Source organism: bacterium (assembly GCA_021372615.1).
Taxonomy (GTDB): domain Bacteria; phylum Armatimonadota; class Zipacnadia; order Zipacnadales; family UBA11051; genus JAJFUB01.
Window position 1 is genome coordinate 48,778 of sequence record JAJFUB010000041.1, and the last position, 25,414, is coordinate 74,191.

Annotated in this window: 18 protein-coding genes and 1 pseudogene; 9 read left to right on the forward strand and 10 right to left on the reverse strand. The window is 68.4% G+C overall.

The window, feature by feature from the left end; translation table 11 throughout:
- Nucleotides 1-17: 17 nt before the first annotated feature.
- Nucleotides 18-752 (forward strand): metallophosphatase family protein, encoded by a 735-nt coding sequence (locus tag LLH23_06840; protein ID MCE5238193.1) that lies wholly within the window; start codon nucleotides 18-20, stop codon nucleotides 750-752.
- Nucleotides 753-790: 38 nt separating this feature from the next.
- The gene (locus LLH23_06845) at nucleotides 791-1,051 is read left to right on the forward strand and encodes a hypothetical protein (GenBank protein ID MCE5238194.1); all 261 of its coding nucleotides are present in this window, start codon (nucleotides 791-793) and stop codon (nucleotides 1,049-1,051) included.
- A gap of 173 nt (nucleotides 1,052-1,224) precedes the next feature.
- On the opposite strand, the gene LLH23_06850 is transcribed toward LLH23_06845, so the two are convergent.
- The 10 genes and pseudogenes from LLH23_06850 to LLH23_06895 form a co-directional block, all read right to left on the reverse strand.
- Entirely contained in the window at nucleotides 1,225-2,922 is a 1,698-nt protein-coding gene (locus tag LLH23_06850; GenBank protein MCE5238195.1) for an NFACT family protein, read from the reverse strand.
- A gap of 174 nt (nucleotides 2,923-3,096) precedes the next feature.
- A complete protein-coding gene (locus LLH23_06855; GenBank protein MCE5238196.1) occupies nucleotides 3,097-3,504 on the reverse strand; it encodes a PaaI family thioesterase in 408 nt (135 codons plus the stop codon).
- Nucleotides 3,505-4,130: 626 nt separating this feature from the next.
- Nucleotides 4,131-4,310, reverse strand: a pseudogene (locus LLH23_06860) (DUF1559 domain-containing protein).
- 129 nt (nucleotides 4,311-4,439) lie between these two features.
- Nucleotides 4,440-7,196: a hypothetical protein gene (locus LLH23_06865; GenBank protein MCE5238197.1), complete on the reverse strand. Its 2,757-nt coding sequence runs from the start codon at nucleotides 7,194-7,196 to the stop codon at nucleotides 4,440-4,442.
- 77 nt (nucleotides 7,197-7,273) lie between these two features.
- Nucleotides 7,274-7,732 carry a single-stranded DNA-binding protein gene (locus tag LLH23_06870; GenBank protein ID MCE5238198.1) on the reverse strand — a complete coding sequence of 153 codons (459 nt, stop codon included), beginning with the start codon at nucleotides 7,730-7,732 and terminating at the stop codon, nucleotides 7,274-7,276.
- Between the two features lie 280 nt (nucleotides 7,733-8,012).
- Nucleotides 8,013-10,292, reverse strand: a complete 2,280-nt coding sequence (locus LLH23_06875; GenBank protein MCE5238199.1) for a hypothetical protein — start codon at nucleotides 10,290-10,292, stop codon at nucleotides 8,013-8,015.
- On the reverse strand, nucleotides 10,279-10,665 hold the full coding sequence (locus tag LLH23_06880; GenBank protein MCE5238200.1) for a RidA family protein: 387 nt from the start codon (nucleotides 10,663-10,665) through the stop codon (nucleotides 10,279-10,281). The genes LLH23_06875 and LLH23_06880 overlap by 14 nt, the downstream gene beginning before the upstream one ends.
- A gap of 288 nt (nucleotides 10,666-10,953) precedes the next feature.
- Nucleotides 10,954-11,871 carry a hypothetical protein gene (locus LLH23_06885; GenBank protein ID MCE5238201.1) on the reverse strand — a complete coding sequence of 306 codons (918 nt, stop codon included), beginning with the start codon at nucleotides 11,869-11,871 and terminating at the stop codon, nucleotides 10,954-10,956.
- 136 nt (nucleotides 11,872-12,007) lie between these two features.
- Entirely contained in the window at nucleotides 12,008-13,018 is a 1,011-nt protein-coding gene (locus LLH23_06890; GenBank protein MCE5238202.1) for an aldo/keto reductase, read from the reverse strand.
- Nucleotides 13,019-13,167: 149 nt separating this feature from the next.
- Nucleotides 13,168-14,754: a B12-binding domain-containing radical SAM protein gene (locus LLH23_06895; GenBank protein MCE5238203.1), complete on the reverse strand. Its 1,587-nt coding sequence runs from the start codon at nucleotides 14,752-14,754 to the stop codon at nucleotides 13,168-13,170.
- Between the two features lie 223 nt (nucleotides 14,755-14,977).
- Here LLH23_06895 and LLH23_06900 point away from each other — a divergent pair, with 223 nt between their 5' ends.
- From LLH23_06900 to LLH23_06930, 7 genes are all read left to right on the forward strand, one after another.
- A complete protein-coding gene (locus LLH23_06900; GenBank protein MCE5238204.1) occupies nucleotides 14,978-15,700 on the forward strand; it encodes an FtsX-like permease family protein in 723 nt (240 codons plus the stop codon).
- A 274-nt stretch (nucleotides 15,701-15,974) separates the two neighbouring features.
- On the forward strand, nucleotides 15,975-16,676 hold the full coding sequence (locus tag LLH23_06905) for an ABC transporter ATP-binding protein (GenBank protein ID MCE5238205.1): 702 nt from the start codon (nucleotides 15,975-15,977) through the stop codon (nucleotides 16,674-16,676).
- 142 nt (nucleotides 16,677-16,818) lie between these two features.
- Nucleotides 16,819-21,813 (forward strand): M28 family peptidase, encoded by a 4,995-nt coding sequence (locus LLH23_06910; GenBank protein MCE5238206.1) that lies wholly within the window; start codon nucleotides 16,819-16,821, stop codon nucleotides 21,811-21,813.
- 4 nt (nucleotides 21,814-21,817) lie between these two features.
- Nucleotides 21,818-22,129 carry a nucleotidyltransferase domain-containing protein gene (locus tag LLH23_06915; protein ID MCE5238207.1) on the forward strand — a complete coding sequence of 104 codons (312 nt, stop codon included), beginning with the start codon at nucleotides 21,818-21,820 and terminating at the stop codon, nucleotides 22,127-22,129.
- A complete protein-coding gene (locus tag LLH23_06920; GenBank protein MCE5238208.1) occupies nucleotides 22,119-22,472 on the forward strand; it encodes a DUF86 domain-containing protein in 354 nt (117 codons plus the stop codon). The genes LLH23_06915 and LLH23_06920 overlap by 11 nt, the downstream gene beginning before the upstream one ends.
- A gap of 82 nt (nucleotides 22,473-22,554) precedes the next feature.
- Entirely contained in the window at nucleotides 22,555-24,540 is a 1,986-nt protein-coding gene (locus LLH23_06925; GenBank protein MCE5238209.1) for a peptide transporter, read from the forward strand.
- A gap of 162 nt (nucleotides 24,541-24,702) precedes the next feature.
- A complete protein-coding gene (locus LLH23_06930; protein MCE5238210.1) occupies nucleotides 24,703-25,296 on the forward strand; it encodes a DUF1559 domain-containing protein in 594 nt (197 codons plus the stop codon).
- Nucleotides 25,297-25,414: the final 118 nt, after the last annotated feature.

Here is a 25,414-nt window from a genome sequence, read left to right on the forward strand (position 1 = left end):
CCCGAATCCCGGCCTCCATGACCTACGCCATCCTGTCGGACATCCACGCCAACTTCCACGCGCTGCAGCGCGTGCTGGACGATGCGGAGCGCCTGCACATCGAGCAGTTCATCGTGTGCGGCGATATCGTCGGCTACGGCGCGCAGCCCAATGAGTGCTGCCGGGCCATCCGCGAGCTGAGCGCAGTGATCGTGCGGGGGAACCACGACGAGGCGGCGGTGCGCTCGGCCAAGGAGGAGTGGTTCACCGCGGCGGCGCGGGCTTGCATCCAGTGGACGCGTTCGGCCCTGGAGGAGGAGCATCTGGCCTTCTTGGCCGAGCTGCAGCCCGTGCGCCAGTTGCCCGGCGCGCACGTCTGCCACGGCTCGCTCCCTGACCCGGACCTGTACACGACCGGGCCGCTGGAGGCCATGGCCTCGGTGACAGTGATGGAGGAGCAGATCTGCTTTCTTGGGCACACACACTTCGCGGAGTGGTATACTTACCGCAACGACGGTCGTCCGCCCAGCCAGCACCCACGCCCCGAGGGTGGCCACTTCGACCTCGTCGAGGGCCGCACGTATGTCATCAACCCCGGGGGCGTCGGCCAGCCGCGTGACGGCAACAGCCAGGCTAGCTACGCCGTCTGGGACCAGGAGGCGCGGACCGTCGAGATCCGCCGCGTCAGCTATGACGTGGCGGCGGCCCAGCGGCTGATCTACGAGGCGGACCTGCCGCCCAGCATGGCCGAACGGCTGCGCTACGGCATATAGAGCCAGGCCGGACCAACCCCAGCCCAGAGGTGGTCACGATGCCCCTTGAGGACAAGATTCTGCGCCACACGGTCGAGCGCGAGATCGCCAAGCTGACCCAGAACATTGACACCAGCCTCATGACCACCGCCGTCATCAACGGGGTGGTGTACCTGGGCGGGCGCATCAAGCCCTGGCGGGGCACGGCAGGCCGCGGCGTGGACGTCAAGCGCCAGGTCGCGGTCCTGCAGGACGCCCTGGGCAACGTGCGCGGGGTCACCCAGGTCGTGGTGGATGCGACCATCGAGGAACGGGTGTAGGGGCTGTCCGCGGGAGGCCCCGCGAACCAGTAGGGCAGGCGGCCTCGCAGATCAGTAGGGCAGGCGGCCTCGCCTGCCCGGTGGAAGTGCGCGGGCGAGGCCGCCCGCGCTACGTGAGGTCTACTGCGGGCGTGGGGACACGCCCGCCCACGCGACTTTCGTGCCCGCGCGGCTTAGGGCTTCACCAGCAGCGTCCTGAACTCGCGGTAGACGACATGCCCCGGGGGGCCGTGGCGCATGTGCTGCAGGTGCTTGACCAGCGTCACATCCACCTCCACCACCGTATCGCGGCGCCGGCGACTCTGCCTCGCCGCCAGCCTCGCCGCCTCCATCAGGGCTGACTGGGGGACCTCGTCGGGCCGGTTGTTGGTGCGGATGACGACATGCCCGCCGGGGCAGCCCTGCACGTGCAGCCACAGGTCATCCGGCCGTGCTGCCCGCAGCACCGCGGCGTTCTCCAGGGCGCTGCGCCCGTAGATCACCGCATACCCCTCGGGTGTCTCCGTGCTCCGGTAGTCGGCCTTCGTGGTCGGGCGGCGCCGCGGGGCCTTCAGCAGGCCCTGGCCTGTCATCTCCTCTTCGACCAGCCGCAGGTCGCGCAGCTCCCCCTCGGCGACCTGATCCAGCAAGTCCTCCAGCTCCTGCCGCTCCGTCCGGGCCTGCTCCAGCAGGGCCGGCACGCGCTCCCGGACGCGCTGCAGCTTCTTGTAGCGCCGGAACTGCTCCTGGGCCTGTTCCTGGGGCGTCTGGCGCGGGTCGAGGGGGATCGTCACCTCGGCCCCACTCTCCCAGTCCTCGGCCACGAGTTCGCTTTGCCCCGGCTCCAGGGCCCACACGTGGGCCAGGATGATCTCCCCGCGCCGCCGCCACTCGTCGGCCCGCTCGGCCTTCGTCAGCGCCGCCGCGCGCTCGCTCTCCCGGCGGCGGACCTTCTCCAGGGCTGCGCGCAGCACCCCCGCCAGCCGCTCCCGCAGTTGCCGCAGCTCGGCTGCCTCGGCGGCCCGGTGCGCGAGGGACCGGCACGCCGCGCTGAGCGACCCCTCCTCCCCCAGCACCTCCCAGCCGTGGGGCAGGGCCACCGGATAGGCCACGGGACGCTGCTGGCCCCGCCGCCCCACATGCGCCGGCCCCGGCTGCTCCGCGGCGTTGATGAGCGCCTGCAGAGCCGACAGGAGTTGATCCGGGCCTCCCGGGTCGGGCAGCGCCGCCGTCGTGGCATCCTCAGGCAGTCCCAGCCGGTCGAGCAGCACCGCGAGCAGCACGTCGCTGGCCCCCTGCAGCGTCTGGCGCACCCAGGCAGTCAGCAGCGCGGGCTCGTCGGGCCACCGGGCCGCCAGAGCGGCGGGGGTGGCGGTCGTGGGGTCGAGCTTGCCGAAGTCGGGGACTGCAGCGTAGGCCTCGCCGGGGAGCGACTCGCGCACGCGGTTGACGCGGGTCGTGACGTGCCGAGAGCATTCGAGAATGAAGTCGCGTTCGTCCAGCAGGAGCAGGTTGGAGAGGCGGCCCATGACCTCGGCCACGAGCGTACGGCGCGCGCCCGGGCCCATGCCCTCGGCGTTGGCGAACTCCAGGCAGAGCACGCGGTCGAACTGCACCTGCCGGGCCGACAGCAGCGTGGCCCCGCGCAGGTGCCGCCGCAACACATCGGCCAGGGGGGTATCGGCGCCGAGGGCCGGCTCGCGGTCGTCATCGCGATGGGCGCGGCCGGCGTCGGCGGAGACGTTGATGACGATCTGTGGCAGCGGCGCGCGGAGGGCCAGCTCCAGCACGATCTCCTGGCGCGACGTCGGGAAGACGCGCTGCACCCGCGCGCCGGCCAGTTCGTTGATCTCGGCGACCATGCGCCGCAGCATGAGGCTGTCGTAGGTCATATCGAGGCATCATGAAACATGTTCACGTAGTGCGGGCTTCCAGGCCGCCGCCCGCCCCTTCGGGCGCACGGCTGTGGGAGCGGTCACCGACCGCGATAGTGGCCATCCGGTCGCGGTCGGTGACCGCGCCCACGCCCGCCTCATCCCCTCATCCCCTCATCCCGCCCTCCCGCCCTACCTGCCGTTGCCCTCCATGTACTTCGCCGTGGCTGTTGCCGTGACGGTGCCATCGGGGAGCGTGATCTCGCCCTCGACCTCGTAGATGTTCCGTCGCTGGCTGACCACTCGCGCGCGGATCGTCAGCTCCTGGTCCAGCGGCGTCGGCGCCTTCAGGCGCACGGTCATCTCGGCCGTCACGACCCAGTGGCCGCGAGACACCAGCCGCCAGGTCATCACCTCATCCAGCAGCGTGCTTACGAGCCCGCCGTGGAGGATCTTGTGCCAGCCCTGGTGGTGGGGCTGGGGCGTCCAGCGGCAGACGTAGTCCTCGCCCTCCTCGGCGAACTGCATGTGCAGCCCATACGGGTTGTCCTTGCCGCAGGCAAAGCAGAAAGTGTCAGCAACGAGTTCTGGTGCGCTCACAGGTCTACCTCACAGATGATCCAGGGGCAGAAGCATAGCAGCAATGCGCCGAAAAGTAAAAGCAACACCCCACGCCGGGGGCGTGGGGTGTTGAAGGCGCGCGGGTGGTCAGGGGAGGGTTACCATTCCCAGATCTGCGTGCCGTTCTCGGCGACGAGGCCGGAGAAGGGCACGGACTTGACGTGGCCGTCGAGGTAGCACACGTTCCACTGGCTATTGTGGACACCATCGCCGCCCACACCGCTGGTGGGCTTGGTGCCGCAGTGGATGGTGTTGGGCAGCATGGCGCCGGCGTTGGCCCAGGTGACGCAGTCGAAGGCGACGGGAGAGGCAGTGGCGGAGTACGTGGCGCCGGGGATGATCCAGGTCGTGCCGCCCTGGCCGCGCCGGCAGGTTACGGTCCAGTAGTTGATCCGCGGCCACTGGTTCACATCCGGGCCGCCGCTGGGGCAGTAGAAGATCTGGCGGTTCTTGACATAGGGCATCAGCACCGCGCCGGCGCTCTTGCCGATGTCACCGTAGCCGCCGTTGGAGTCCGCGGCGTAGTACTGCGCCATCCCGCAGATTTGCCCGCCGCAGGCCCCGGCGTTCAGGCGGCCGTTGGAGCAGTAGATCGGGCCCCGTTCATCGAAATCCTGGCAGTACTGCAACAGAGCCAGGCCGATCTGCTTGAGGTTGCTCTGGCAACTGGCCTGACGCGCCTTTTCGCGCGCTTTGGCAAAGACCGGGAAGAGGATCGCCGCGAGAATCGCGATGATGGCAATGACGACCAGCAGTTCAATGAGTGTGAAGCCCTTACGTCTCATTTCCGACCTCCTTCGGACTCCTGTGTCCCCGTTTGTTGCTAGCTACGTACCACGATTATGCGTCTACGCCGCACTAATAGTCAATGGACGCTCTTGTTGCGCAGGTATTCCCAAGATCGTGGTCGGGGGCTACTCGTCGCTCGCGGAGGCGGTGAGGGGGGTAGGACCGGCATGGGCCAGCCAGGCGCGGGCTTCGGCCAGGCAGTCCTCCAGCGACAGGCGGCTGAGCGCACAGCGCTGGATCGAGCGGAAGAAGCGCCGCCCGTAGTGGCGCGTCCACAGGCGCGGGTCGAGCACGAAGACGATGCCGCGGTCGGTGCGGGTGCGGATTAGGCGCCCCACGCCCTGCTTGAAGCCCACGATGGCCTCGGGGATGTAGTAATCCCCGACGGGGTCGCCGCCGTGCCGCCGCACGTGCTCCTTGCGGGCCTCGACGATGGGGTCATCCGGCACCGCGAAGGGCAGCTTGGCCAGGATGACGCAGCGCAGCGCCGAGCCCGGCACATCCACGCCCTCCCAGAAGCTCTTGAGGCCAAACAGAACGGTGTTGTCATGTTGCCGGAGCTGGTCCAGCAGCCACCAGCGCGGCCCGGAGAGGTCCTGACATAGCGGCCGCAGGCCCCCCGCCGACAGGCCCGGCGCCAGCGCCTCGAAGGCCTTCTCCATGCGGTTGCGGGCGGTGAACAGTACGAGCGTGCCGCCCCTGGAGATGGCGCAGATGTCGCCGATGGCCCGCTGGACGACCTCGTTGAACTCGTACTCACGCGGGTCGGGCAAGTCCGTCGGCACGCACAGCAGCAGTTGCCGCTCCAGATCGAAGGGCGAGGGAAAGCTCTCCTCCCGCACCTGCTCGGGCTCGAGCATCAGCCCCAGGCGGCGCTTGAAGTGGCCGAACTCCCCGCCGACCGAGAGCGTGGCCGAGGTGAAGATGACGGCCTCCTTGGGCTGGTAGAACAGGGCCTGCAGAAGCTGCCCCACCTCAATGGGGGCGGCGCGCAACGACCAGCCCGGCCCGCCGCGCCCTTCCCACACCTCGGCCCAGGTCACGTAGTCCTCCTCATCGCCCTCGGACGACAGGATCACCTGCGCGGCCAGCTTGAGCTTCTCGGCGCGGGAGGCCAGGGCCGCGGCCTCGGCGCTGAGGCCCTTCAGGTCGGGCCCGCCATGCTCCTCGATGTCCGTGAGCTTCTCAGCCAGCGCCGCAAAGCCCTGCTGCACGGCCTCGGCCTCCAGGATGAAGGCCTCGCCGGCACGCTGCACCGGGGCGAACTCCTCGGCCTCGCGCACCGGGCGCGTCAGGCGCAGGGAAGTGCGTCCGGCCTCACGGGCGTCGCGGCCGTCGGTCAGGCCCTGCACCAGCTCTTCGCCGAGGGCATCGCCGGCGGCGATCAGCTCGGAGACGCCTTCGCCCAACACGACGAAGCTCTCGCGGATGAGGTCCACGCTGGGCAGGCCGTCGGCGGCCTGCAGGCGGCGCTGCATCATCTCCAGCGCCCCGGAGCGCCCCCCCACCCCGACGAGGCGCCCGAAGTTCGACAGCAGCGGCCCGCTCAGCTCCGAGGCGAGGCCGTCGGTGGCCACCGACTCGATGTTCTGCGCCTCGTCGAAGATGATGTGGCTGTATTCGGGCAGCACCGGCCCCTGCGCATCGGCAAAGACCAGGGCGTGGTTGACCACGACGACATCGGCGGAGCGCGCCAGCTCGCGCGCGTGCTCGACCAGGCACACCTTGTGGAAGCTGCAGGCCCGACCGAGGCACGACTCGCCCTGGGAGCGCATCCGGTCCACGGTGGCGCTCAGCGCGTCTATCTCCTCGTATGCAGCCGGGGATATGCCTTCCAGATCGCCGGTCGGCCGACCCGCCAGCCAGGCCAGCAGGTGCATCACCGCCAGGCGCTCGGACCAGAACAGGCTGCCGGTGGCATCATCGAGCAGCCACGACAGGGCGCGCAGGCAAGGGTAGTTGCCCCGGCCCTTCAGCAGCGCCGCCCGGAAGCTCACCGGCAGCGCCGCCGCCAGCAGCGGCAGGTCCTGCGACAGCAACTGCTCCTGCAGGTTGCGCGTGTTGGTGGACACGATGACAGGCTTGCCGTGCTCGCGGGCCCACAGCACAGCAGGCGCCAGATAGGCCAGCGACTTGCCGACCCCCGTGCCGGCCTCCACCACCAACACACCGCCATCCACCAGCGTCTGCGCCACCGACCGCGCCATGTCAATCTGCGCCTGGCGCTCTTCATACTTGGGGTGCGCCTGCGCAATGGCCCCGCCCGGAGAGAACAGCTCGCCCATGAGCTGCGGTAGCGGCTCGGGCCCGCCCTCCTGCGCAGGGCGCTCGATCTTCTCGACCTCGGGCACCAGCCGTCCCAGATGTGCCAGCGGCGTCTGCCGCTCCAGCGCTGTCAGCTCCGGCCACGGCAGCCAGGGCAGGTTGCTCCCATCGCCCCGCAGGGCGCTCAGCAGCACCAGCAGACTGCGCGGCAGGGCGCGGAAGCGTTCGCCGAGCGCCTCGTGCAGGATGGGGAGCAGATCGAGATCGGTCTTCTGCGGGGGGAGGTCCAGATGCTCGGCCAGGGCGGGCAGCGCGAAGTCAGGCGCGTCGGCCGCGGCCACCAGCGCCCCCTCGAACAGGTCCACCAGCGTGCCCAGCAGCTTGCGCGTGCGGGAGAGCAGTTGCGTGTGGGAGAGCAGGTCGGTCAGCTCCCCGCCGCGATAGCAGATCAGGGGCCCCTCGCCGGCCCACTCGACGAACTTCTGCAGCTCGCGCAACTGCTGGGCACGCTTGCTCCAGCGCCAGCGCTTGCGCTCGTGCCCGCGGGCAGCCTGCAGGCAGGCGTGCTCGTCTTCCGACGAGAGCACGACATAGATGGGGGGATGTTCGTCGCTCATGGGAGGGCCCCGGCGCCGCCTGCGCAAAGAAGAACAGCCACCATCGCTGGTGGCTGTCGGCTCATGGCTCCTGGCGGCTACTGGGCACAGGCTGCGGAGGAGGCGCTCTTCCCGTCAGCCAGGGCTTCCTGGACCAGGCCGATGGCGTTCTGCAGCAACTCGCCCGACCAACAGTCCCGCTTCAGTTCGTCCACATTCACATCGCCGCTGAGCAGGGGCTTGTCCAGGGGCTGGATGTACTTGGCCTTGACGATGGTGAGGTGTTCGCGGCCCCCGCGCGTGCTGTAGCTTTCCTTATTGAGGGTGCCGATGACGAGCATCCGCGTGCCCTCTTTGATGTTGTCCACAGCCCAGCGTCCGAGGTCTTCCCAGACATCCACCAGGAACAGGTCCGAGACCGGTTCCCCTGTCGCCCGGTTGAACGGCCGGTCCACCTCAAAGCTGAATTCGGCCTTCACCTGCCCCGACGACTTCTGTCTCAACGTTGCGTCTCGCGTCGCGAAACCCGACAAGAGCACCAGGTTCAGATCTGCCACTGCACCCACCTCCGCGGGGGTCCACCCTCTTCTTCGGCCACGCCCCACACAGGTGGGTGACTGCGGCGAAGAGGCTCCTTGCAGGCGTAAACAACTTGCGCGGACGACCGGAAAGACTCGTCAACGGGCGTTCAGGGTACAGCAAAGAGCTTACCCCTGTCAACGAGGAGAACCGAGAATTCGTCACAATTCGCAAATAGCCTGTCAGGGCCGGACAGGCCCCTCAGGATTGATTTTCGCTGAGATGGCGGCCGGCGGCCCGAGGCCGCCAGGGCAGGCGTCAGCGGCCCATGTATACCCGCACACCGTGCGGCTCGAGTTGGTCGGCGAACTCCCCGGCCGCCACCCCCTGCACCTTGCGGGTGTCGAAGGCGACTTCGAGCAGGGCCGTCTTCATCCCCGGCACGCTGAGCTTCAGCGGCGCGGCCACCGAGAGCGGGTTGGCGGCCAGCACATAGCAGGCGTCGTTGTAGCGGAACCCGCGCACGGCGACCTGCGGGTTGTCGCACTGCACCGCTACCGGCTCGCCCTCCAGCAGCACGGGGGTCAGCGCGCGCAGCTCCTGGTTGACGCGCTTGACGCCCTGCCACAGGTCGGGGGCGTCGCGGGGCGCGAGGTAGTCAAGCTGTGTGCGCGAGGCCGCCACGCGGTAGGAGAACGAGAACAGCCCGTTGGCGCCCCGGGCGAGGCTCTGGTAGGCCATGCAGCGGTACTCGTCGGCGGTCGGCGGCCGGCCGTTGCCCTTGGGGTCCAGGCGGCTGTCGGTGGCGTATGCCGCGCCGGTGATCTGGATCAGGGGCCAGATCGGTCGCCGGTTGGCGCACAGCTCCTGGGCCCGGGTCAGCAGCACATCCACCGCGCGCAGGTCGCCCGGCGGCTCCGGCTCGGTCCAGGGCATCAGGACGTCACAGAAGGAGCTGTAGTGCTCGAGGCGTGAGAGCGACCCGACGGCCAGGCACACCGGGTGGCGCGGGTCGAGTTCTGCCACCATGCCGTACACGGCATCCATGAGCGCGGGCGGGGCCGGCGGCGACTCGGTCTCCGGGCGCTGCAGCACGTACCAGCCGACCAGGTTGGGCACACTGGCGTGCCGTTGCATCTGGGTCTGCCAGAAGTCGCGCTCCGTGTTGGCCGAGGACACGATGGCGGCCAGCCCGAGCTTCTGGGCGGTCTCCATCATGTCCGTGCTGGCCACCCGCGAGGGCAGGACGACCGTGTTGAACCCCGCCTCGGCCACGGACGCCAGATCGCCTTCGTCCAGCGCCATGAATATGCCCAGCGGCAAGCGCCGCTGCGCGCCCAGGACGAGGCGCAGGCGCTCGTCGTAGCCGGCCACGCCGGGGCGCGGCTCGGGCTTGGTGATCGGGAGGTCGAACTCCGCGATCGGGTTCCCGCCCTGCAGGGCCCGCAGGTGCACCGCATAGGCGCCGGTCAGCATCTGGCCCAGGGGTCGCCGCACCTGCCAGCGTCCGTCCTCGCCGAGCGCGATGCCGGGCAGGTCCTGGCCCAGACCGGCGAGGCGGCCATCGAGCTTCAGTTGACGCCGCAACTCCGGCGTGGCGTTCAGGGAGCCCTCCGCCACCAGTTCGGGTGTCGGTATTCCTGGCAGGATCGTGGCGCGGAAGGCCGGCGACACGATCCGCCCCTCGATGAGGCCGGGAATCGCGTCCGACACTTCATCATAGATGACGTCTTCCTGCTCGCTGGAGAGGGTGAGGGCGAGCAGAGCGGACTTGTCGAGGGGATAGGAGTAGCCGATGGTGACGTCCTGGGGCTTGCCCGGCGACAGGCGCACGCTGGTGCGCGAGGGCTTGCCGGAGCCCTTCGTGGTGCGCACCTGGAGCCCGATCCGCACCGGCAGCGTGTCAGCGGTGCGGTTCGTCAGGCGCAGCCGAGCCTCGCGGCCGCCCTTGGCGTTCACAACGATGCCAGGCGAGATCAGCTCACACTGCACCTCCGCCGGATGGGTCTTGAGCGAGACGCCGTCCACGAAGAGACCGCCCCGGCCGCGTATCTGCAGCATGACCACAGCCTGGCGTGCGGCCGGCAGCAGGCGCACATGCCAGGTCACGTTCTGCCACTGCTTGGGTGAGGTCTCCAGGGATACGGTCTCGGAACTCAGGACCGGCGTGCCCCATTCCTTGGCCGCGAAGTCCTCGGCGAAGGTCACGACCACCAACTCCGGCATGACTCCGGCCTCGGCGCGGTACGACAGCGACAGCAGGAGCTGCTGCGAAGACACCGTGCCCAGCGAGACGGGGTGGCTGAAGCAGGCGTAGAGCACCGGGCTGGAGGTGCCCCGCAACTCCAGGCAACGCTGGCCGAAGCGAGCGCCGCCCGTGAGGCGCGAAGCGGCGTGCTTGCTGTCGCCCCAGTCGCGCGTGCCCCAGTTCTCCGGCCCGCCCTCGGAGTCGAGCGTCTCGAAACCGCCGTTGGCGAGCAGCTCCAGCGTCTCCGCTGCCCACGCGGCGCCGCTCAGCGCCAGAGCCAATCCCAGCACCGTCACGATGGCCGCCGTGCGGGGGCCGTCTCCTGCCTGTCGCCCGTTATGTGCTCGCAATGGCCTCCACCTCGATCAGAACGTCCAGGGGCAGTCGCGCCACCTGCACGGCGCTGCGCGCCGGTGGCGCCTGCGGGAAGTACTCGGCATATATGGCATTGAACTCGGCAAAATGTTCCATGTTCTGCATGAACACCGTGGTCTTGACGACCTGCGCCAGGGAGCTGCCGCAGTCTTCCAGCAGCCGCGACAGGTTGTCCAGGGCCTGCCGGGCCTGCTCGGCGATGCCGCCGGGCACGGGCTTGCGGGTGGCGGCGTCGAGCGGAATGACGCCGGAGCAGAACAGCAGGTCGCCACAGCGCACAGCCTGCGAGTACGGCCCGACGGCCGGGGGAATGCGGTCACTGCTGAGGCACTGCTTGTCGGGGGGCATGGAGGTCACCTCGTGGGAACATGGCCCGCATGGGCACAGGAGAGGTTCACCCCGCGGCGGAGGGAATCCTGCGGGCAAGAGCGACGGGGGCTTCCGCCCCCGCCTAGATTGAGCCGGCCCTCCGGGCCTCGACGGCAATGGCCCCTCGGCAGTCGCCGGTGGCGACGGCGGCGTGCGGAGGCCGTCAGCGCCGGAGGCGCGGCTCATGCTAGGCGGGCGCGGGAGCGCCCGTCCGCCGGGCTGCCCCTATCCTCCTCCTCCACCAGGAGCCCCGGGCCGCAGACCCCGTCACTCCCCCTGCAGCACGTACACATGCCGCACAAGCTGCCACTTCCTCACCCGCGCGTGGCGCAAGATGGTGTAGCCCAGATCGTCCAGCAGCTTGTCCAAGTCGCGCGCGGCCACGATGGCGACCCGGCGGGCACTGCGACCCAGCGGCCCCAGCAGTTCCCGGTAGAGTTGCTCGTCCATCGGCAGGTTCCGCCCGTACGGCAGGTCCAGGACGGCCGCATCGAAGCGACCGGCCAGGCGCCGCGCGTCGGCCCGGAACAGCCGCAAAGGGAGGCCCAGGTGCCGCAGGTTCTCCGCCAGGCCGCGCAGCATCTTGGGGTTGGTGTCGGCGCCGAAGGCAGTCACGCCGGCGTCGAGCGCCTCGATCAGCGGAGTGCCGATGCCACAGCAGGGATCAATGAGGGTGTCGCCGGGGGCGGCGACGAGATTGACCAGGGCGCGCGAGAAGCGCTGGGGCAGGGCGCTGGAGAAGTGTACCGGCCGGTCAATGCCGCGCAGCCAGTGGCTGCCGCCGGTGCTGATGATCCGGCCGAAAGCCCAGGCGCCGGACACGGCCACCACCCCCAGCCGCACCCGCGGGTGGTGCAGATCCGGCCGCCCGGTGATGGCATTGGCCACCCGCAGGATAGTGTCGTCCTTGTGCTCGGCCACCTTCGGCGGCGGGCGCAGGAACTGCAGCCTGAAGCCCTCGTAGGCGACCCGGCGGGCGAGGCAGTCCGCGACCAGCTCATCCAGGGAGTGCCCGGCAGCCTCGACGTGGACGCAGTCGCGCAGGTAGGCGGCGCGGGTGATGTCCACCGCCCACGGAGCGCGGACGAGGCGGCCCTGTGGCTCGCTGCCGGTGAAGGCCCAGGCCTCGGCGGCGGCCAGTTCGGCCTCGTCCTCGGGGCAGTGGATGGTGTAGACGTAGCCCAAGGCGACTCCTGCGTTCCGTAGCGCGGGCGGCCTCGCCCGCGCGGGCAGGCGAGCCGCCTGCCCTACGGGGTCTGACGCACCGGCCGTGGGGCCCGCGGCATACGACGCTGCACCCACGGCCCTCGCTGTCAGCCCCTCAACAGCCCAGCACTCGCCCCGTCACGGGGAAGCCGGGGTCCTGGTAGCCCTTGCCGGAATGCTCGCCCGGGGGCACGAGGTCGTCAATCGCGGCCTCGATCTCGGGCGTGAGGGTGACTTCCAGGGCGCCCAGGTTGTCCTGAAGCTGGGCCATCGTGCGCGGGCCGATCAGGGGGGCCGTCACCAGCCGGTTGGCGGCGACCCATGCCAGGGCCAACTGCGAGGGCGTGCAGCCGACGTGCGCCGCCAGCTTCCCGACCTGCTCGGCCAGCGCGAAGTTGGCTTCCCGGTACTCGGTCTGCATCAGGCGGACATTGCCTCGCGCGGCCCGCGAGTCCGGTGGCGGCTCCTGCCCGGCCTTGTACTTGCCTGTCAGCACACCCCGGGCCAGCGGGCTGTAGCTGCACACGCCGATCCCCAGCGCCCCACACGCCGGCAGCAGCTCCACCTCGGCGTCGCGGTTGGCGAGATTGTACAGGGGCTCGACCGCCGCCAGCCGGTCCCAGCCACGGAGCTCCTGCAGGCCCACCGCCCGCACGACCTGCCAGGTACGGAAGTTCGAGACGCCCACGTAGAGCACTTTGCCCGCGCGGATGAGGTCGTCCAGGGCGGCCAGAGACTCCTCCAGCGGCGTGCTGCGGTCATAAGTGTGCAGGTAGTAGAGGTCTATATAGTCGGTGCCCAGGCGCTGCAGGCTAGCCTCGACGGCCTCGCGGATGTGCTTGCGGGCGGTGCCGGAGGCATTCGGGCCGGTGCGGTCCACCGCCAGCCCGACCTTCGTCGCCAGCACGATCTGCTCCCGCCGCCCGGCCAGGGCCTTCCCCACGACTCGCTCCGAGGCCCCGGCGCCGTACTTGTCGGCGGTGTCCAGGAAGTTGATGCCGGCGTCCAGGGCCGCCTGGATGATCGCCAGCGACTCCTCCTCCGGCGTCACGTCGCCGAACATCATGCAGCCCAGGCAGAGCTGGGAGACCTGCAGGCCCGATCGTCCGAGGTTGCGCGTTTCCATGGAGGATAGGTTCGGCCGCCGCGGCAGGGGACCTGCGTGGTGGGAGGGGTCTGTGGCCGTCGCGGGGTCTGTCCCCGGAGGGACCGCAGGTCCCGTAGGGGGCTGACCCCAAAGCTGATTCGCGTCGGGGTCAGCCCCCTCCGGACCGGCTAGCGCCGATCCTCCGGGGACAGACCCCACGCGCGCGGGTCCACGATCTTCCAGGGCAACGGGCCACCTGCGTCCTGCGGGCCGGTCAGCTCCTCGAAGATGAGCCCCTCGACGGCCAGGCTCTGGACCAACTCGCTGAAGTTGCTGGCGCTGCGTCGGGCCAGCGCCACGCCCAGCCGCTCGTCGGACCGCGAGAAGGCGGCCTGCAGCGCTGCCCAACGCGCCGAGTCGGTGGTCACTTCCACCCGGCGCAGGGCCTTGAGGCGGCGCTGCGCTGTCGCCAGCCAGTTCCGCAGGTCGCGCAGAGGCGGTAAGGCCTCCAACTCGAAGGGCGTGTGCGGGCGCGGCGAGAACGCGCCGACGCTGTAGTGGAAGACCAGGCGGGGGAACATCTCGGTCAGGCGGCGGGCCAGGGCGGGGAGGGCCTCGCGATCATCGGCCGTCTCGGTGGGGAGGCCGACCATGCAGTACAGCCGCACGCGCGTCAGCCCGGCCGCGGCGGCACGCTCGATCGCGGCGCAGAGCGCGTCGTCGGGCAGGGACTTGCCGATGGCCGCCCGCAGGCGCTCCGTGGCGGCCTCGGGGGCGAAGGTGACGGTCTTCTGCCCACTGCGCGCCAGGAGGCCCAGCAGCTCGGCCGAGGCTGTCTCGAGGCGGATCGAGGAGGTGCTGAGGCTCACCTGCGGCGGCAGGGCCCCCAGTGCGGCGCAGAGCCCCGGCAGGTCGGGGTAATCCGAGACCGCGGCGGCGATGAGGCCCACCTCATTGGTGTACTGCAGCCCGCGCCGCACCGTGTCCATGATGTGAGGCAGGCTCCGCCAGCGCAGCGGCCGGTAGAGCTGCCGGGCCAGGCAGAAGCTGCACGAGCGCCCGCAGCCCCGCCCGATCTCCACCAGGAAGCGGTTGGGGAACTCCGAGCCGGGGGTGAGGAAGACGCTGGCGGTCTCGAAGTCGTCCAGGTGGCGGGCGCAGCGGCGTCGCAGGACGCCCTGAGCCGGTGGGGCGGGCGAGGCCCCCCGACCTACCGAAGCCGACTCCGGCACGAAGAAGCCCGCGATGGCGGCGAGGCGCTCCAGGGCCTCCTCAGGGCCGGCTGACAGCAGCGCCCCCCGCAACTCCGGCAGAGCGGGCTCGACCTCGCCGATGTAGGCCGCGTCGTAGATCGCCGCCAGGGGCAGGGGGGCCGCGGAGACGGCCGGGCCGCCCATCAGCACCAGCGGGCCACCGGCTGCGCGACGGTCCTGGCGCAGCGGCGCCACCCCGCTCGCCGCCAGCGCCGCCGGAACCGTCGGCCAGTCCAGCTCATAGGAGGAGGTGATGGCGATGACGTCAAACTCGCGCAGGGGTGTGCCGGACTCCAGGGAGCACAACGCGCCGCGACCCGCCTGTGCCACCTCCGGGCCGGCGAAGGCGCGCTCCCACGCCATCTCACCCGTGGCGTTGAGGGCGGCGTACAGTGTGTGGAGCGCCAACGAGGCCATGCCGACCCCGTAGGACTGCGGGAAGAGCAGCACTCCCCGGCGCGCCGCGGCGGAGGCCGGGGGCGGTATCAGCAGTCGCTCCTGCCCTAGCAGGTCAAGTCGCATCGTGCCACGAAACCATTCCTTGCGTAGTGGCCACATCATATCAGACAATGGGGGTCGGGAACAGCACGGGGCGCGGGCCCAGACGGCTCCGCCGAACGCGGAAAGTTTTTTTGTGCGCATGAAGGAATGGGGGGAGGGGGTAGCGAACGAGTGCCGGGGAACGGGCCGCAGACTCGTCTCCCGTATGTGCTGTCTCTGATTCTGCCACCGGAGAGCATCTCAGATGATTGACGCCAAACGATTGGCCAAGGCCGCGACCGAGACCGCGACGGGCGGCAGCCAGATCCAACGCCAGATCACCCTGCCGTGGAGGGACGCTGCCCGCATCAGCATCCGCAACGTGACACTGCGGCTGGGCCGCGCAGCCATCACCGGGGCCGGGGTCGTCCTCGGCATCGCCTTCCTGGTGTCGGTGTGGACGGGCAAGGTTGTGACGGACGGTCTCGAGGCCGACAAGGCGCAGAGCGCGCTGAGCATCACCCGGGTCGAGGGCGGCGTCGCTCCCGGCCAGGAGGAGGCACAGGCCGAGGCGCAGCAGCGCAACGCGCGCCAGGGCTGGCTGGTGGTCATGTCCCTGCTGGTGTGCGGCGTGGGCATCACCAACTCCATGCTGATGTCGGTCACGGAGCGCTTCCGCGAGATCGGCACGATGAAGTGCCTGGGGGCGCTCGACCAGTTCATCGTGAGGCTCTTCCTCATAGAATCGGTTGTCCTGGGCTTCTTAGGGTCGCTCGTGGGAGCCCTGGTCGGACATCTGGCGATGCTGCTGATGTCCATGGTCAAGAACGGCGGCGATGTCGCCGCCAAGATGAACTGGGCCGCGATGCTGGGCTACCTGGGGCTGGCGCTGGTGCTCGGCTGCGTCCTGGCGTTGCTGGCCGCCATTGCCCCGGCCATGCGCGCAGCGCGCATGCCCCCGGCGGCGGCGCTGGCGACGGAGATCTAACCACGGAATAGTCGCGAGGGGGACGGACCCGGTGGGGTCAGTCCCCGCTTCATTGGAGGCCAAGATGGCGAAGATCAAGTGCCCGAAGTGCCCGTTCGAGATCGAGACCGACGGCATCGTCACCGTGTGTCCGGAGTGTCACGCGGACTTGACGAAGGTCATGGAAGAGGCGGGGCGCGCCACGCGCAAGACGCGCGGCTCCATCGTCCGCGACGACTCGGTGACGACGCACGAGTTCATCGTGCGCACCAAGGGCCTCAAGAAGATCTACAAGATGGGTGAGGTGGAGGTGCCGGCCCTGCGCGGCGTGGATGTGGACATCCGCCGCGGTGAGTACCTCTCGATCATGGGCCCGTCCGGGTCGGGCAAGTCCACCCTGTTCAACATGGTGGGCGGCCTGGACAAGCCGACCGAGGGCACGTGCTTCATCGAAGAGGTGGACATGGCGCAACTGGACGCCTTCGAGCTGGCGTGGCTGCGCTGCCGGAAGATCGGCTACATCTTCCAGTCCTTCAACCTCATCCCGGTCATGACGGCCCTGGAGAACGTGACCCTGCCGATGATCTTCGCCGGCATGGGCTCGGATGAGATGATGGAGCGCGGGCAGATGCTGCTGGACCTGGTGGGTCTGGGCGGCCGCTTGCACCACAAGCCCTACGAGCTGTCCGGCGGCCAGCAGCAGCGCGTGGCCGTGGCCCGGGCCCTGGCCAACAGCCCCGCCATCATCCTGGCGGACGAGCCCACCGGCAACCTCGACCTGCAGACCGGTAAGGAGATCATCGACCTGCTCAAGGAGCTGAACGCCGAGAGCGGCGTCACTATCATCTCGGCCACGCACGACCTCAAGATGATTGACGCTTCCGACCGCATCATCCACATCCGCGACGGAGAAGTCGAGAGGATCGAGATGCGCTCGGAGATTGACCTGAAGATCGGTCACCTGGCCGGCGCGGAAGAGGACGAGGAGCCCAAGTAGGACCGGCCGCATCGCCGCCGCCACCGGGCAGCACTGTGCCCGGGCCAGACCATGTTGACAATGAGGGCGTGCGGCTGACGTCGCGCGCCCTTGCAGTTTTCGACTTACAGAGGCCATCCCCCCACGAAAGCGGTGAACCGTGTTGCCGCACCGTTCGCGCCTGGCGCTGTTGCTGCTTCTCCTCCCGCTGCTCCCCGCGTGGGCCCCGGCTCAACCCAAGGGGGCGCGCGACGAGTCCGAGATGGTCCTGACCTCGGACACCAACTACGAGGCGGTCACCGCGGCGGTAGACCAGCGGCGCATCGAGCAGTTCGTGGCGCAACTGGCCGGGCTGGGCAGCCGCGTCACCGGCTATCCCGGCTGCGCCCGCGCCGCCCGTCTGGTGGAGCAGCAGTTCCGCAATCTGGGCCTGGAGGTCTCCACCGAGAAGTTCAATGTGCTGGTGCCCGTGCCCCGCTATGACGCCAAGGGGCGCGCCGCTTCCATCTCCATCGCCGGGGGGCAAGAGTTCGAGATCCTCCCCCTGTGGCCCAACCTTGTGCAGATGCCCAAGACGCCCCCCGGCGGCCTCAGCGGCCGTCTCATCTACGCGGGCAAGGGCGACCTCCAATCCTTCAACGGTCAGGACGTGGCCGACAGCATCGTGATGCTGGACTTCGACTGCGGGCGTGAATGGTTCAACGCCCCGCTGCTGGGCGCCAAGGCCGTCCTGTTCATCGAGCCTCTCGAGACGATCCGCGGCGAGGCCGAGCAGAAGTTCCTCTCCATGCCGGTCAACATCCCCCGGTTCTGGATCCCCAAGGAGACCTCCGACCTGCTGCTGGCGACGGCCGCCCAGCAAGGGCGCGTGGATGTCAACATCCGCTGCGACATTGACTGGCAGAAGGTCGAGGGCGAGAACATCCTCGGGCGCATGAGGGGCACCGACCCGCGCCTGCAGAAGCAGCAGGTCGTCATCCAGGCCTACTACGACTCCATCGCCGTGGCCCCGACGCTGGCCCCCGGCGCCGAGAACGCCTCCAGCATCGCCGCCCTGATGGAACTCATCCGGACGTTCAAGGCGTGTCCCCCCAAGCGCAGCATCACCTTCCTGGCGACCGCCGGGCACTTCGAAGCGATGGCCGGCGAGAAGGCCTTCCTGGAGCGCCGCTACCGGGGTGCGCGCAGCGAGCGCTACGTCAAGAAGCTCTATGGCCTCGTGCGGCAGAGTCGCCGCGGCCTCGACGAGGCCGCCGCGAGCGTGTGGGAGGAAGAGACGCCCGGCCTGGACACCGAGCCCAAGACCGAGGACCAGATCGCCGAGGAGCGCATCCGCGCCCTCGGTCGCGTCTCCCGCGCCGTCCGCCAGGCTGAGAAGAAGCTGCGCGCCGCCACGCGACTGGCGGTCAAGGCGCAGCGGACAGACCCGAACCGCGGCAAGCTGTACGAGCGCAAGCTGGATGAGGCCGAACTGGCCCGCCGGCTGGAGCTGATCGCCCACCTGCAGCAGACCCTCCCGGCCATGCAGTCAGCCGTGCAGGGGGTGGATGACCTGGTGCGCCAGGCCCGGCCGTTGCGCCGCGGCGCCGACACCACCGCCCGCGAGCAGGCCCTGAGCGCCATCCAGAAGGCCATCTTCGACACCAGCGACACGATGGACTTCTCCAAGGAAGACGTGTCGCTGTGGCTCACGGTGGACCTGTCCAGCCACAACCGCGCCTGCGGCGTGTTCTTCAAGGGGTACTTCTACAACTACCGCGAGGACATCCAGTGGAAGTACTCGCAGATCGGCAAGAAGGCTCGTGAGTACGGCGACATCATCGCCCGCTTCATGGCCGTGGACGCCGCCTCGCGCTTTGTGGACGGCATCAACGCGCTGAAGGGCAAGAACTGGCAGACGTACATGTCCGGCAAGCTCGCGCTGAGCAACGAGGTCGCCACGGTGATGGGCGTCCCGGCGGTGGGCTTCGCCACGATCAACGACTCCCGCCCATGGGTGGACACGCCGCTGGACATCCCCAAGCACATGGAGTTCGGGAATCTCTACGACCAGACGAGCTTCCTGGCGTGCTTGCTGGCAGACATGGTGAGCATCACCGAGCCGCGCGACCTGTACGACCTGGAGCTGGAGGACAACTACGTCGAGGCCAAGGGCCGCCTGGTGCTCTTTGACCCGGAGGTCAGCACCTTCCCCGATGAGCCGGTGCCCAATGCCGTAGCCGTGGCGCGGACCGGGCAGAAGACGGCCATGGGTGTGCGGTGCGAGATCTTCGACAAGGTCGGCAAGGATGGCCGGCTGCACATCGCCGGCCTGCCCAACGTCCGCGCCCGCGGTGGCGAAATCCCCGTGGAGGGCTATCTGCTGGACCCCGCGGACGGCCGCGTGTCCATGGCTCCGGACATGGGCGTCAATGGCAACGAGGCCTATCCCTTCAAGCTTAAGGCCGACCAGGACATCAAGCCGATCACGTGCGTGATGTTCGCCTGCCAGTCGATGGCCATCTTCGACATGGTGGACCAGCGCTTCTTCCAGCTCCTGCGCGAGATCCACATCTATGACGCCACCTCGGATGCCACGCCGTACCAGTATGGCTACTGCCTGCCCCTGCCCCCCCAGCAGTTTGAGTCGACCTATGAGCCCGTAGCGCTGGTGTTCGCACCCGCCGGCACCAACGTCAAGCTCACCATGGGCGCGAGCGTCCTGGGGCTGCGCTTTGTGCTGGTGGCCCCGACGGCCAAGAACCCCGATGGCGCGGGCTACCTGGTGGACAACCATCCCTCCATGTACGCCACGCCGTATCTGGTGGCGCGGGACATGGTGGAACTCGACCAGAACCGCATTGACCAACTCGAGGCGCACGGGATCAAGAACAACCGGGTGCAGAAGGCCCACCAACAGGCCAAGGAGTACCTGGTGGCGGCCTCGGGGTTCCTCAAGGATCGGCTCTACGACCGCTTCCTGACGGCCGCGCGGTCGGCCTGGGCCTTCGAGTCGCGAGCCTATCCCGACGTGCGCGCCACCGGCAACGACGTCATCAAGGGCGTGCTGTTCTACCTGGCGATGCTGATGCCGTTCGCCTTCTTTGCCGAGCGCCTGCTCATCGCCTCGCCCGACATCCGGTGGCAGATCGTCGGCTTCTTCGGCATCTTCATGCTGGTCTTCCTGCTGATCGCCCTGGTGCACCCGGCCTTCGCCATCACCTTCACACCGGTCATCATCCTGCTGGCCTTCATCATCCTCGCGCTGACGATGATCGTCATCAGCATCATCGTGCAGAAGTTCGAGGAGCAGATGAAGGAGGTGCGGTACGAGCAGACCGGCATCCGCACCGCCGACATGGGGCGCCTGTCCGCTTCGGCGGCGGCCTTCAGCCTCGGCATCTCCAACATGCGGCGGCGGCAGGTCCGCACCATCCTGACCTGTCTCACGCTGGTGCTGCTCACCTTCACCGTGCTGTCCTGCACGTCGGTCGTCACCGGGGTGCGGACCAACCGCATCCTGCTGCCATACAAGGCGCCGTACGACGGCATCATGATCCGCGACAAGACCTGGGAGCCGATCGGCGAGCCGACGGCCCGCGTCATGCGCAACGAGTTCTCGGACAAGAACACCTACTCGGTGGCCCCGCGCGCCTGGTACTTCTCCAGCAAGGTGGGCGACCAGTCCTTCGTGGACGTGACCAACGAGGGGCAGACGTATTCGGCGACGGCGATGGTGGGCCTGAGCCCGCAGGAGACCCAGGTGAGCCGGCCGCAGCAGGCGCTGCTGCCCGGCGGACGCTGGTTCGAGGAGGGCGAGACGCTCGCGGCCATCATCCCCGAGGCCATGGCCGAGAAGCTCAAGATCAGCACCGAGGACGCGGCCGCCGGCGCCAAGACCATCAGCGTCTTCGGCGTGCAGTTGCGCGTCATCGGCATCATGAGTTCGAGCCGCTTCAAGAAGCTCGAGGACCTCGACGGCGAGCCGATCACCCCCGTGGATTACCTGCTCATGCAGGAGCAGCAGCAACAGCAGCAACAGCAGGCCGCCGGGCAGAAGATGAGCGAGGACGAACTGCGCGAGTACATCCACCTCGCGCCCGATAGCTGCTTCATCGTCCCCTACAGCTTCCTGATCGGCCAGGGCGGCCAGCTCCGCTCCGTGGCCATCGCCATGCGAGCCCCCTCGCTCGACAGCGCCAAGAAGCTCGTGCAAACGAACCTCGATGAGCTTATGTCGCGCATCGAGCTGAACCTGTATGGCGGCATGGGCGGGACGACCTTCCTGTGCAGCGCGGTCTCGCAGACCGGCTTCAAGAACATGCAGGAGTTGGTCATCCCCATCCTCATCGCGGCCATGATCTGTCTGAACACGATGCTCGGCTCGGTCTATGAGCGCGTGCGCGAGATCTACATCTACAGCTCGCTCGGGCTGGCCCCCACGCACATCGCGGCGCTGTTCATCGCCGAGGCCTGCGTCTACGCCATTCTGGGGGCGGTCGCCGGGTACTTGTTTGGCCAGGTCATCTCCAAGGTACTGGCCGAGACCGGGCTGCTGGCCGGCCTGAACCTCAACTACTCGTCCCTGTCGGCCGTGGGCTCGACCATCATCATCATGCTCACGGTGCTGCTGTCGGTCATCTACCCGGCGCGGCGCGCCTCGGAGATCGCGTCGCCGGGCATCGAGCGCCGCTGGCACCTGCCCGAGCCCAAGGGTGACGAGATAGACATGAAGCTGCCGTTCACCGTGACGGGCGACCAGGCCCTCGGGGTCAACATGTTCCTCAATGAGTACCTGGCGGCCCACGCCGACTACTCGCTGGGCAACTTCTCGACCGCCGACATCGTCTTCGGCACGATCGAGAATGAGTACGGCGAGGGGTTCGAGCAGGCGCTGATGGTGTGGCTGGCGCCCTATGACCTGGGCGTGTCGGAGAAGCTGCACCTGCGGACGGTGCCGACCGAGGACGCCGAGGTCTACCAGATCGAGGCGCTGATCATCCGCGAGAGCGGGGACCAGTCCTCCTGGCTGCGCGTGACCCGCAACTTCATCAACATGCTGCGCAAGCAGTACCTGCTATGGCGGACCTTCCCGGCCGGCCTGAAGGGCGAGTACGGCCGGCGCGCCAAGGAACTGCTGGAGGCCGGCGGCCAGACGGAGTCGGAGGAGGCAAGCTGAGGCGATGAGTCCCGTGGCAGACCTGCCGATCCGGTTGGACCGCGAAGCGATTGGCGCGTTCTGCCGGCGCCACCACATCCGCAAGCTGTCACTGTTCGGGTCGGTGCTGACCGACCGCTTCGGCCCGGAGAGCGACGTGGATGTGCTGGTGGAGTTTGAGTCCGGGGCGGTCATCGGACTGTTCGAGATGGCGGCCATGGAGATCGAGTTGGGCGACATGGTTGGCCGCGAGGTGGACCTGCGGACGCCGGAGGACCTGAGCCGGCACTTCCGCGAGGAAGTGCTGCGGCGCGCGGTGGTACAGTATGCTGCCTGACGCTGATCGGTTCCGCCTGCAGCACATGCAGGAGGCGGCCAGGGACGCCCTCGAGTACGCGACGGGACGGTCGCGACAGGACCTGGCCGATGACACGCAGTTGTGCCGCGCGATCATCTACTGCTTGCTGGTCCTCGGTGAAGCGGCCAATGCGGTCTCGGCGGAGACGCGGACGCGCTTGGGGTCGCTCCCGTGGTCGTTGATGGTGCGCACCCGTAACCGTCTTATCCACGGGTACTTCGATATTAGTCCCGACCGTGTCTGGGACACACTGACACACGACCTGCCGCCCGTCTTGAGCGCGCTGGACGCCATTCTCGCTGAAGACGGGCCGACACGATAGGTTGCCGGTCGGTGCATCGCCGGGCGACGGAAGCTCGGCCCGTGAGCGTATCCCTGGAACCTACCCTCCCCGGAGGATGTGAATGGCGCACGTAGACCCTGAACTTGAGCTGTACCGTGGGCTGATGGACACGCCCGAAACCTACGAGCGGGGCTTCGACGCCAAGTCCATCGTCGGCGCCCTGTTCGTCGGGTTCGTGATGATGCCGGGCGCGATCTACCTGGGGCTGGTGGTCGGGCAGTCCATGGGCCCGGCTGCCGAGTGGACGACCATCATCCTCTTCACCGAGGTCGCTCGTCGGTCGTTCCTCACGCTGAAGCGCCAGGAGATCTACATCCTGTTCTACATCGCCTCCGGTCTGGCCGGGATGCAGGGCGGGGTGGCGCTGGCCGGCGGGGCCTTCGCCGGGAAGATGTGGGACCAGTACTTCGTGCGCTCCCCGGCGGCCGAGGGCACCGGGATCGCCTCACAGGTGCCCAGTTGGGTCGTGCCGTCCTCCACCTCACCGGCCATCTTGCACCGTACGTTCCTGCACCCGGACTGGATCGTCCCCAGCCTGTTGCTGCTGCTGGGCACCGTCCTGGGGCGCATGAACAACTTCGGCCTGGGCTACGTGCTGTTCCGTGTCACCTCCGACTACGAGAAGCTGCCCTTCCCCTTCGCGGCCATCTCAGCCCAGGGCTCCACGGCGCTGGCGGAGGCCACCTCCAAGGAGGAGACCTGGCGCTGGCGGACGTTCTCGATCGGCGCCATGGTCGGCCTGGTGTTCGGCTGCTTCTATGTGGGCATTCCCACCATCACCGGCGCCATCATGACCCAGCCGCTGCAACTGCTGCCGATCCCGTTTGTGGACCTCACCCGGAGCACCGCCTCGGTGCTCCCGGCGGTGCCCACGGGGTTCGTCACCGAGCTGGGGGCGCTGGGCGCCGGCTTCGTGGTCCCGTTCTGGGCGGTCGTCGGCGGCTTCATCTCGGCCATCGCCACCTTCATCCTGAACCCCTGGCTGTACCAGCACGGCTACCTGCCCAGTTGGAAGCCGGAGATGGACACGATCGCCACCTCCTTCAACAACTACATTGACTTCTACTTCGCGGTCGGGGTGGGCGTCTCGCTGGCCGTCTTCGTCATCGGCATGTACAGCATCATCTCGCAACTCTTGCAGGACCGCAAGACCCACCGGGGTCCGGAGAAGCAGGTGCGCAGTTGGCGCCCGCCGCCGGGACGTGGCGACATGCCCATCTGGATCGGCGTCGCTCTCTTCCTGGTCTCGACGGTGGGCTACGTTGTCCTGTGCCGGGTGCTGGTGCCGAACTTCCCGATGCTGTTCGTCGTCCTGTTCGGCTTCGTGCTGACGCCGATCACCTCGTACATTGACGCCCGCATGATCGGCCTGACGGGCCAGTGGGTCGGCATCCCGATGGTGCGCGAAGCCTCCATCATCTTCAGCCACTACAAGGGCGCCGACATCTGGTATGCGCCCATCCCCTACTCCAATGTAGGCGGCATGGCGCAGAGCTTCCGTGTGGTGGAGCTGACCGGTACGCGCTTCCCCGACCTCATCAAGGCCGAGTTGCTGATCTGGCCGATCACGGTCTTCTGCAGCCTGCTGTTCTGGCAGTTCATCTGGCGGCTGGCGCCGATCCCCTCCGTCTACTACCCCTACGCGCAGAAGATGTGGCCGCTGCTGGCGCTCCAGCGCGTGGTGTGGATGACGGCCAACCAGGACCCGGAGCACAGCCTGTTCTTCAAGGCCTGGGACACCAACCGGGCCATCGGCGGGTTCGTGTTCGCGATCGTGACCTACTTCTCCCTGGCGCGCTTCCGCCTCCCGACCATGCTCATCTGGGGCATCGTGCGTGGCCTAAGCACCATCCCGCACGGAATTTTCCCCGAGATGGCGGGGGCGCTCATCAGCCAGTTCTACTTCGTCCCGCGCTTCGGCGCCAGGCGCTGGAAGCAGTATGCGACCGTTCTCATGGCCGGCTACGCCTGCGGCATGGGGCTCATCGGCATGGGCACCGTGGCCATAGCGATGGTGAGCAAATCGGTGTCGCAGATGCCCTACTGACGCGGGCCGGCCCCGGCCGGCCTCTCCACGCACAACCGGCAACCCGCCTCATTCGAGGCGGGTTGTTCGCTTCTCCCGGGGAGCTGTGCAGGAAATCCGGCCGGCGCAAGCGAACCACTACCAGTGCGGTAAGTACACGACAATGCAACAGCGGAGGCTATGATGGAACGGCGAGGTTTCACACTCATTGAGCTGCTCGTGGTCATCGCGATCATCGCCATCCTGGCGGCGATCCTCTTCCCTGTCTTCGCCAAGGCCCGTGAGAAGGCGCGGCAATCGTCCTGTCTATCGAACTTCAAACAGATCGGGCTGGCCATCTTGCAGTACGCCCAGGACTACGACGAGAAGATGGTGAACGAGTGGTACGACGCGGCCGCGCCGTTCCCCTGGGAGTGGTGCAACACCGGCGACTACACCAACTACCAGGACTACGTCATGCCGTACATCAAGAACTCGCAGGTGTTCATCTGCCCCTCATCCTCGCGCACGGCCGAGGCCGCCACGGCCTATAACACGTACATGCACGGCGGTCGCGCCATGGGCACCATCCAGTACCCGGCGTACGTGCTGCTCATCCTCGACTCCACCTGGGAGTGGATGCAGACCAACACCACCGCCGAGGGCAACCGCGCCGAGTCCCGCCACAACGACGGCTTCAACGTCTGCTTCATGGATGGCCATGCCAAGTGGCAGAAGCGGTCGCAGATGAAGATGGACCAGATTGACCCCGCGCAGTCGGCCACGCCGTGGCCGTGAGGCGCTCCCGGCGGCACCGCCCGCACCACGCACCACACGCAACCCGCCTCGGCTGAGGCGGGTTGCGTTCTTGTTGCGGGGCCGGCAGGCAGGAACGGCGGCCAGCCCAGCGAACTAT

Coding starts and splice junctions, on each gene's coding strand:
- LLH23_06840 (MCE5238193.1), top strand. CDS start 18: ATGACCTACGCCATCCTGTCGGACATCCACGCCAACTTCCACGCGCTG.
- LLH23_06845 (MCE5238194.1), top strand. CDS start 791: ATGCCCCTTGAGGACAAGATTCTGCGCCACACGGTCGAGCGCGAGATC.
- LLH23_06850 (MCE5238195.1), bottom strand. CDS start 2,922: ATGACCTACGACAGCCTCATGCTGCGGCGCATGGTCGCCGAGATCAAC.
- LLH23_06865 (MCE5238197.1), bottom strand. CDS start 7,196: ATGAGCGACGAACATCCCCCCATCTATGTCGTGCTCTCGTCGGAAGAC.
- LLH23_06880 (MCE5238200.1), bottom strand. CDS start 10,665: ATGCCCCCCGACAAGCAGTGCCTCAGCAGTGACCGCATTCCCCCGGCC.
- LLH23_06890 (MCE5238202.1), bottom strand. CDS start 13,018: ATGGAAACGCGCAACCTCGGACGATCGGGCCTGCAGGTCTCCCAGCTC.
- LLH23_06895 (MCE5238203.1), bottom strand. CDS start 14,754: ATGCGACTTGACCTGCTAGGGCAGGAGCGACTGCTGATACCGCCCCCG.
- LLH23_06900 (MCE5238204.1), top strand. CDS start 14,978: ATGATTGACGCCAAACGATTGGCCAAGGCCGCGACCGAGACCGCGACG.
- LLH23_06905 (MCE5238205.1), top strand. CDS start 15,975: ATGGGTGAGGTGGAGGTGCCGGCCCTGCGCGGCGTGGATGTGGACATC.
- LLH23_06915 (MCE5238207.1), top strand. CDS start 21,818: ATGAGTCCCGTGGCAGACCTGCCGATCCGGTTGGACCGCGAAGCGATT.
- LLH23_06920 (MCE5238208.1), top strand. CDS start 22,119: ATGCTGCCTGACGCTGATCGGTTCCGCCTGCAGCACATGCAGGAGGCG.
- LLH23_06925 (MCE5238209.1), top strand. CDS start 22,555: ATGGCGCACGTAGACCCTGAACTTGAGCTGTACCGTGGGCTGATGGAC.
- LLH23_06930 (MCE5238210.1), top strand. CDS start 24,703: ATGGAACGGCGAGGTTTCACACTCATTGAGCTGCTCGTGGTCATCGCG.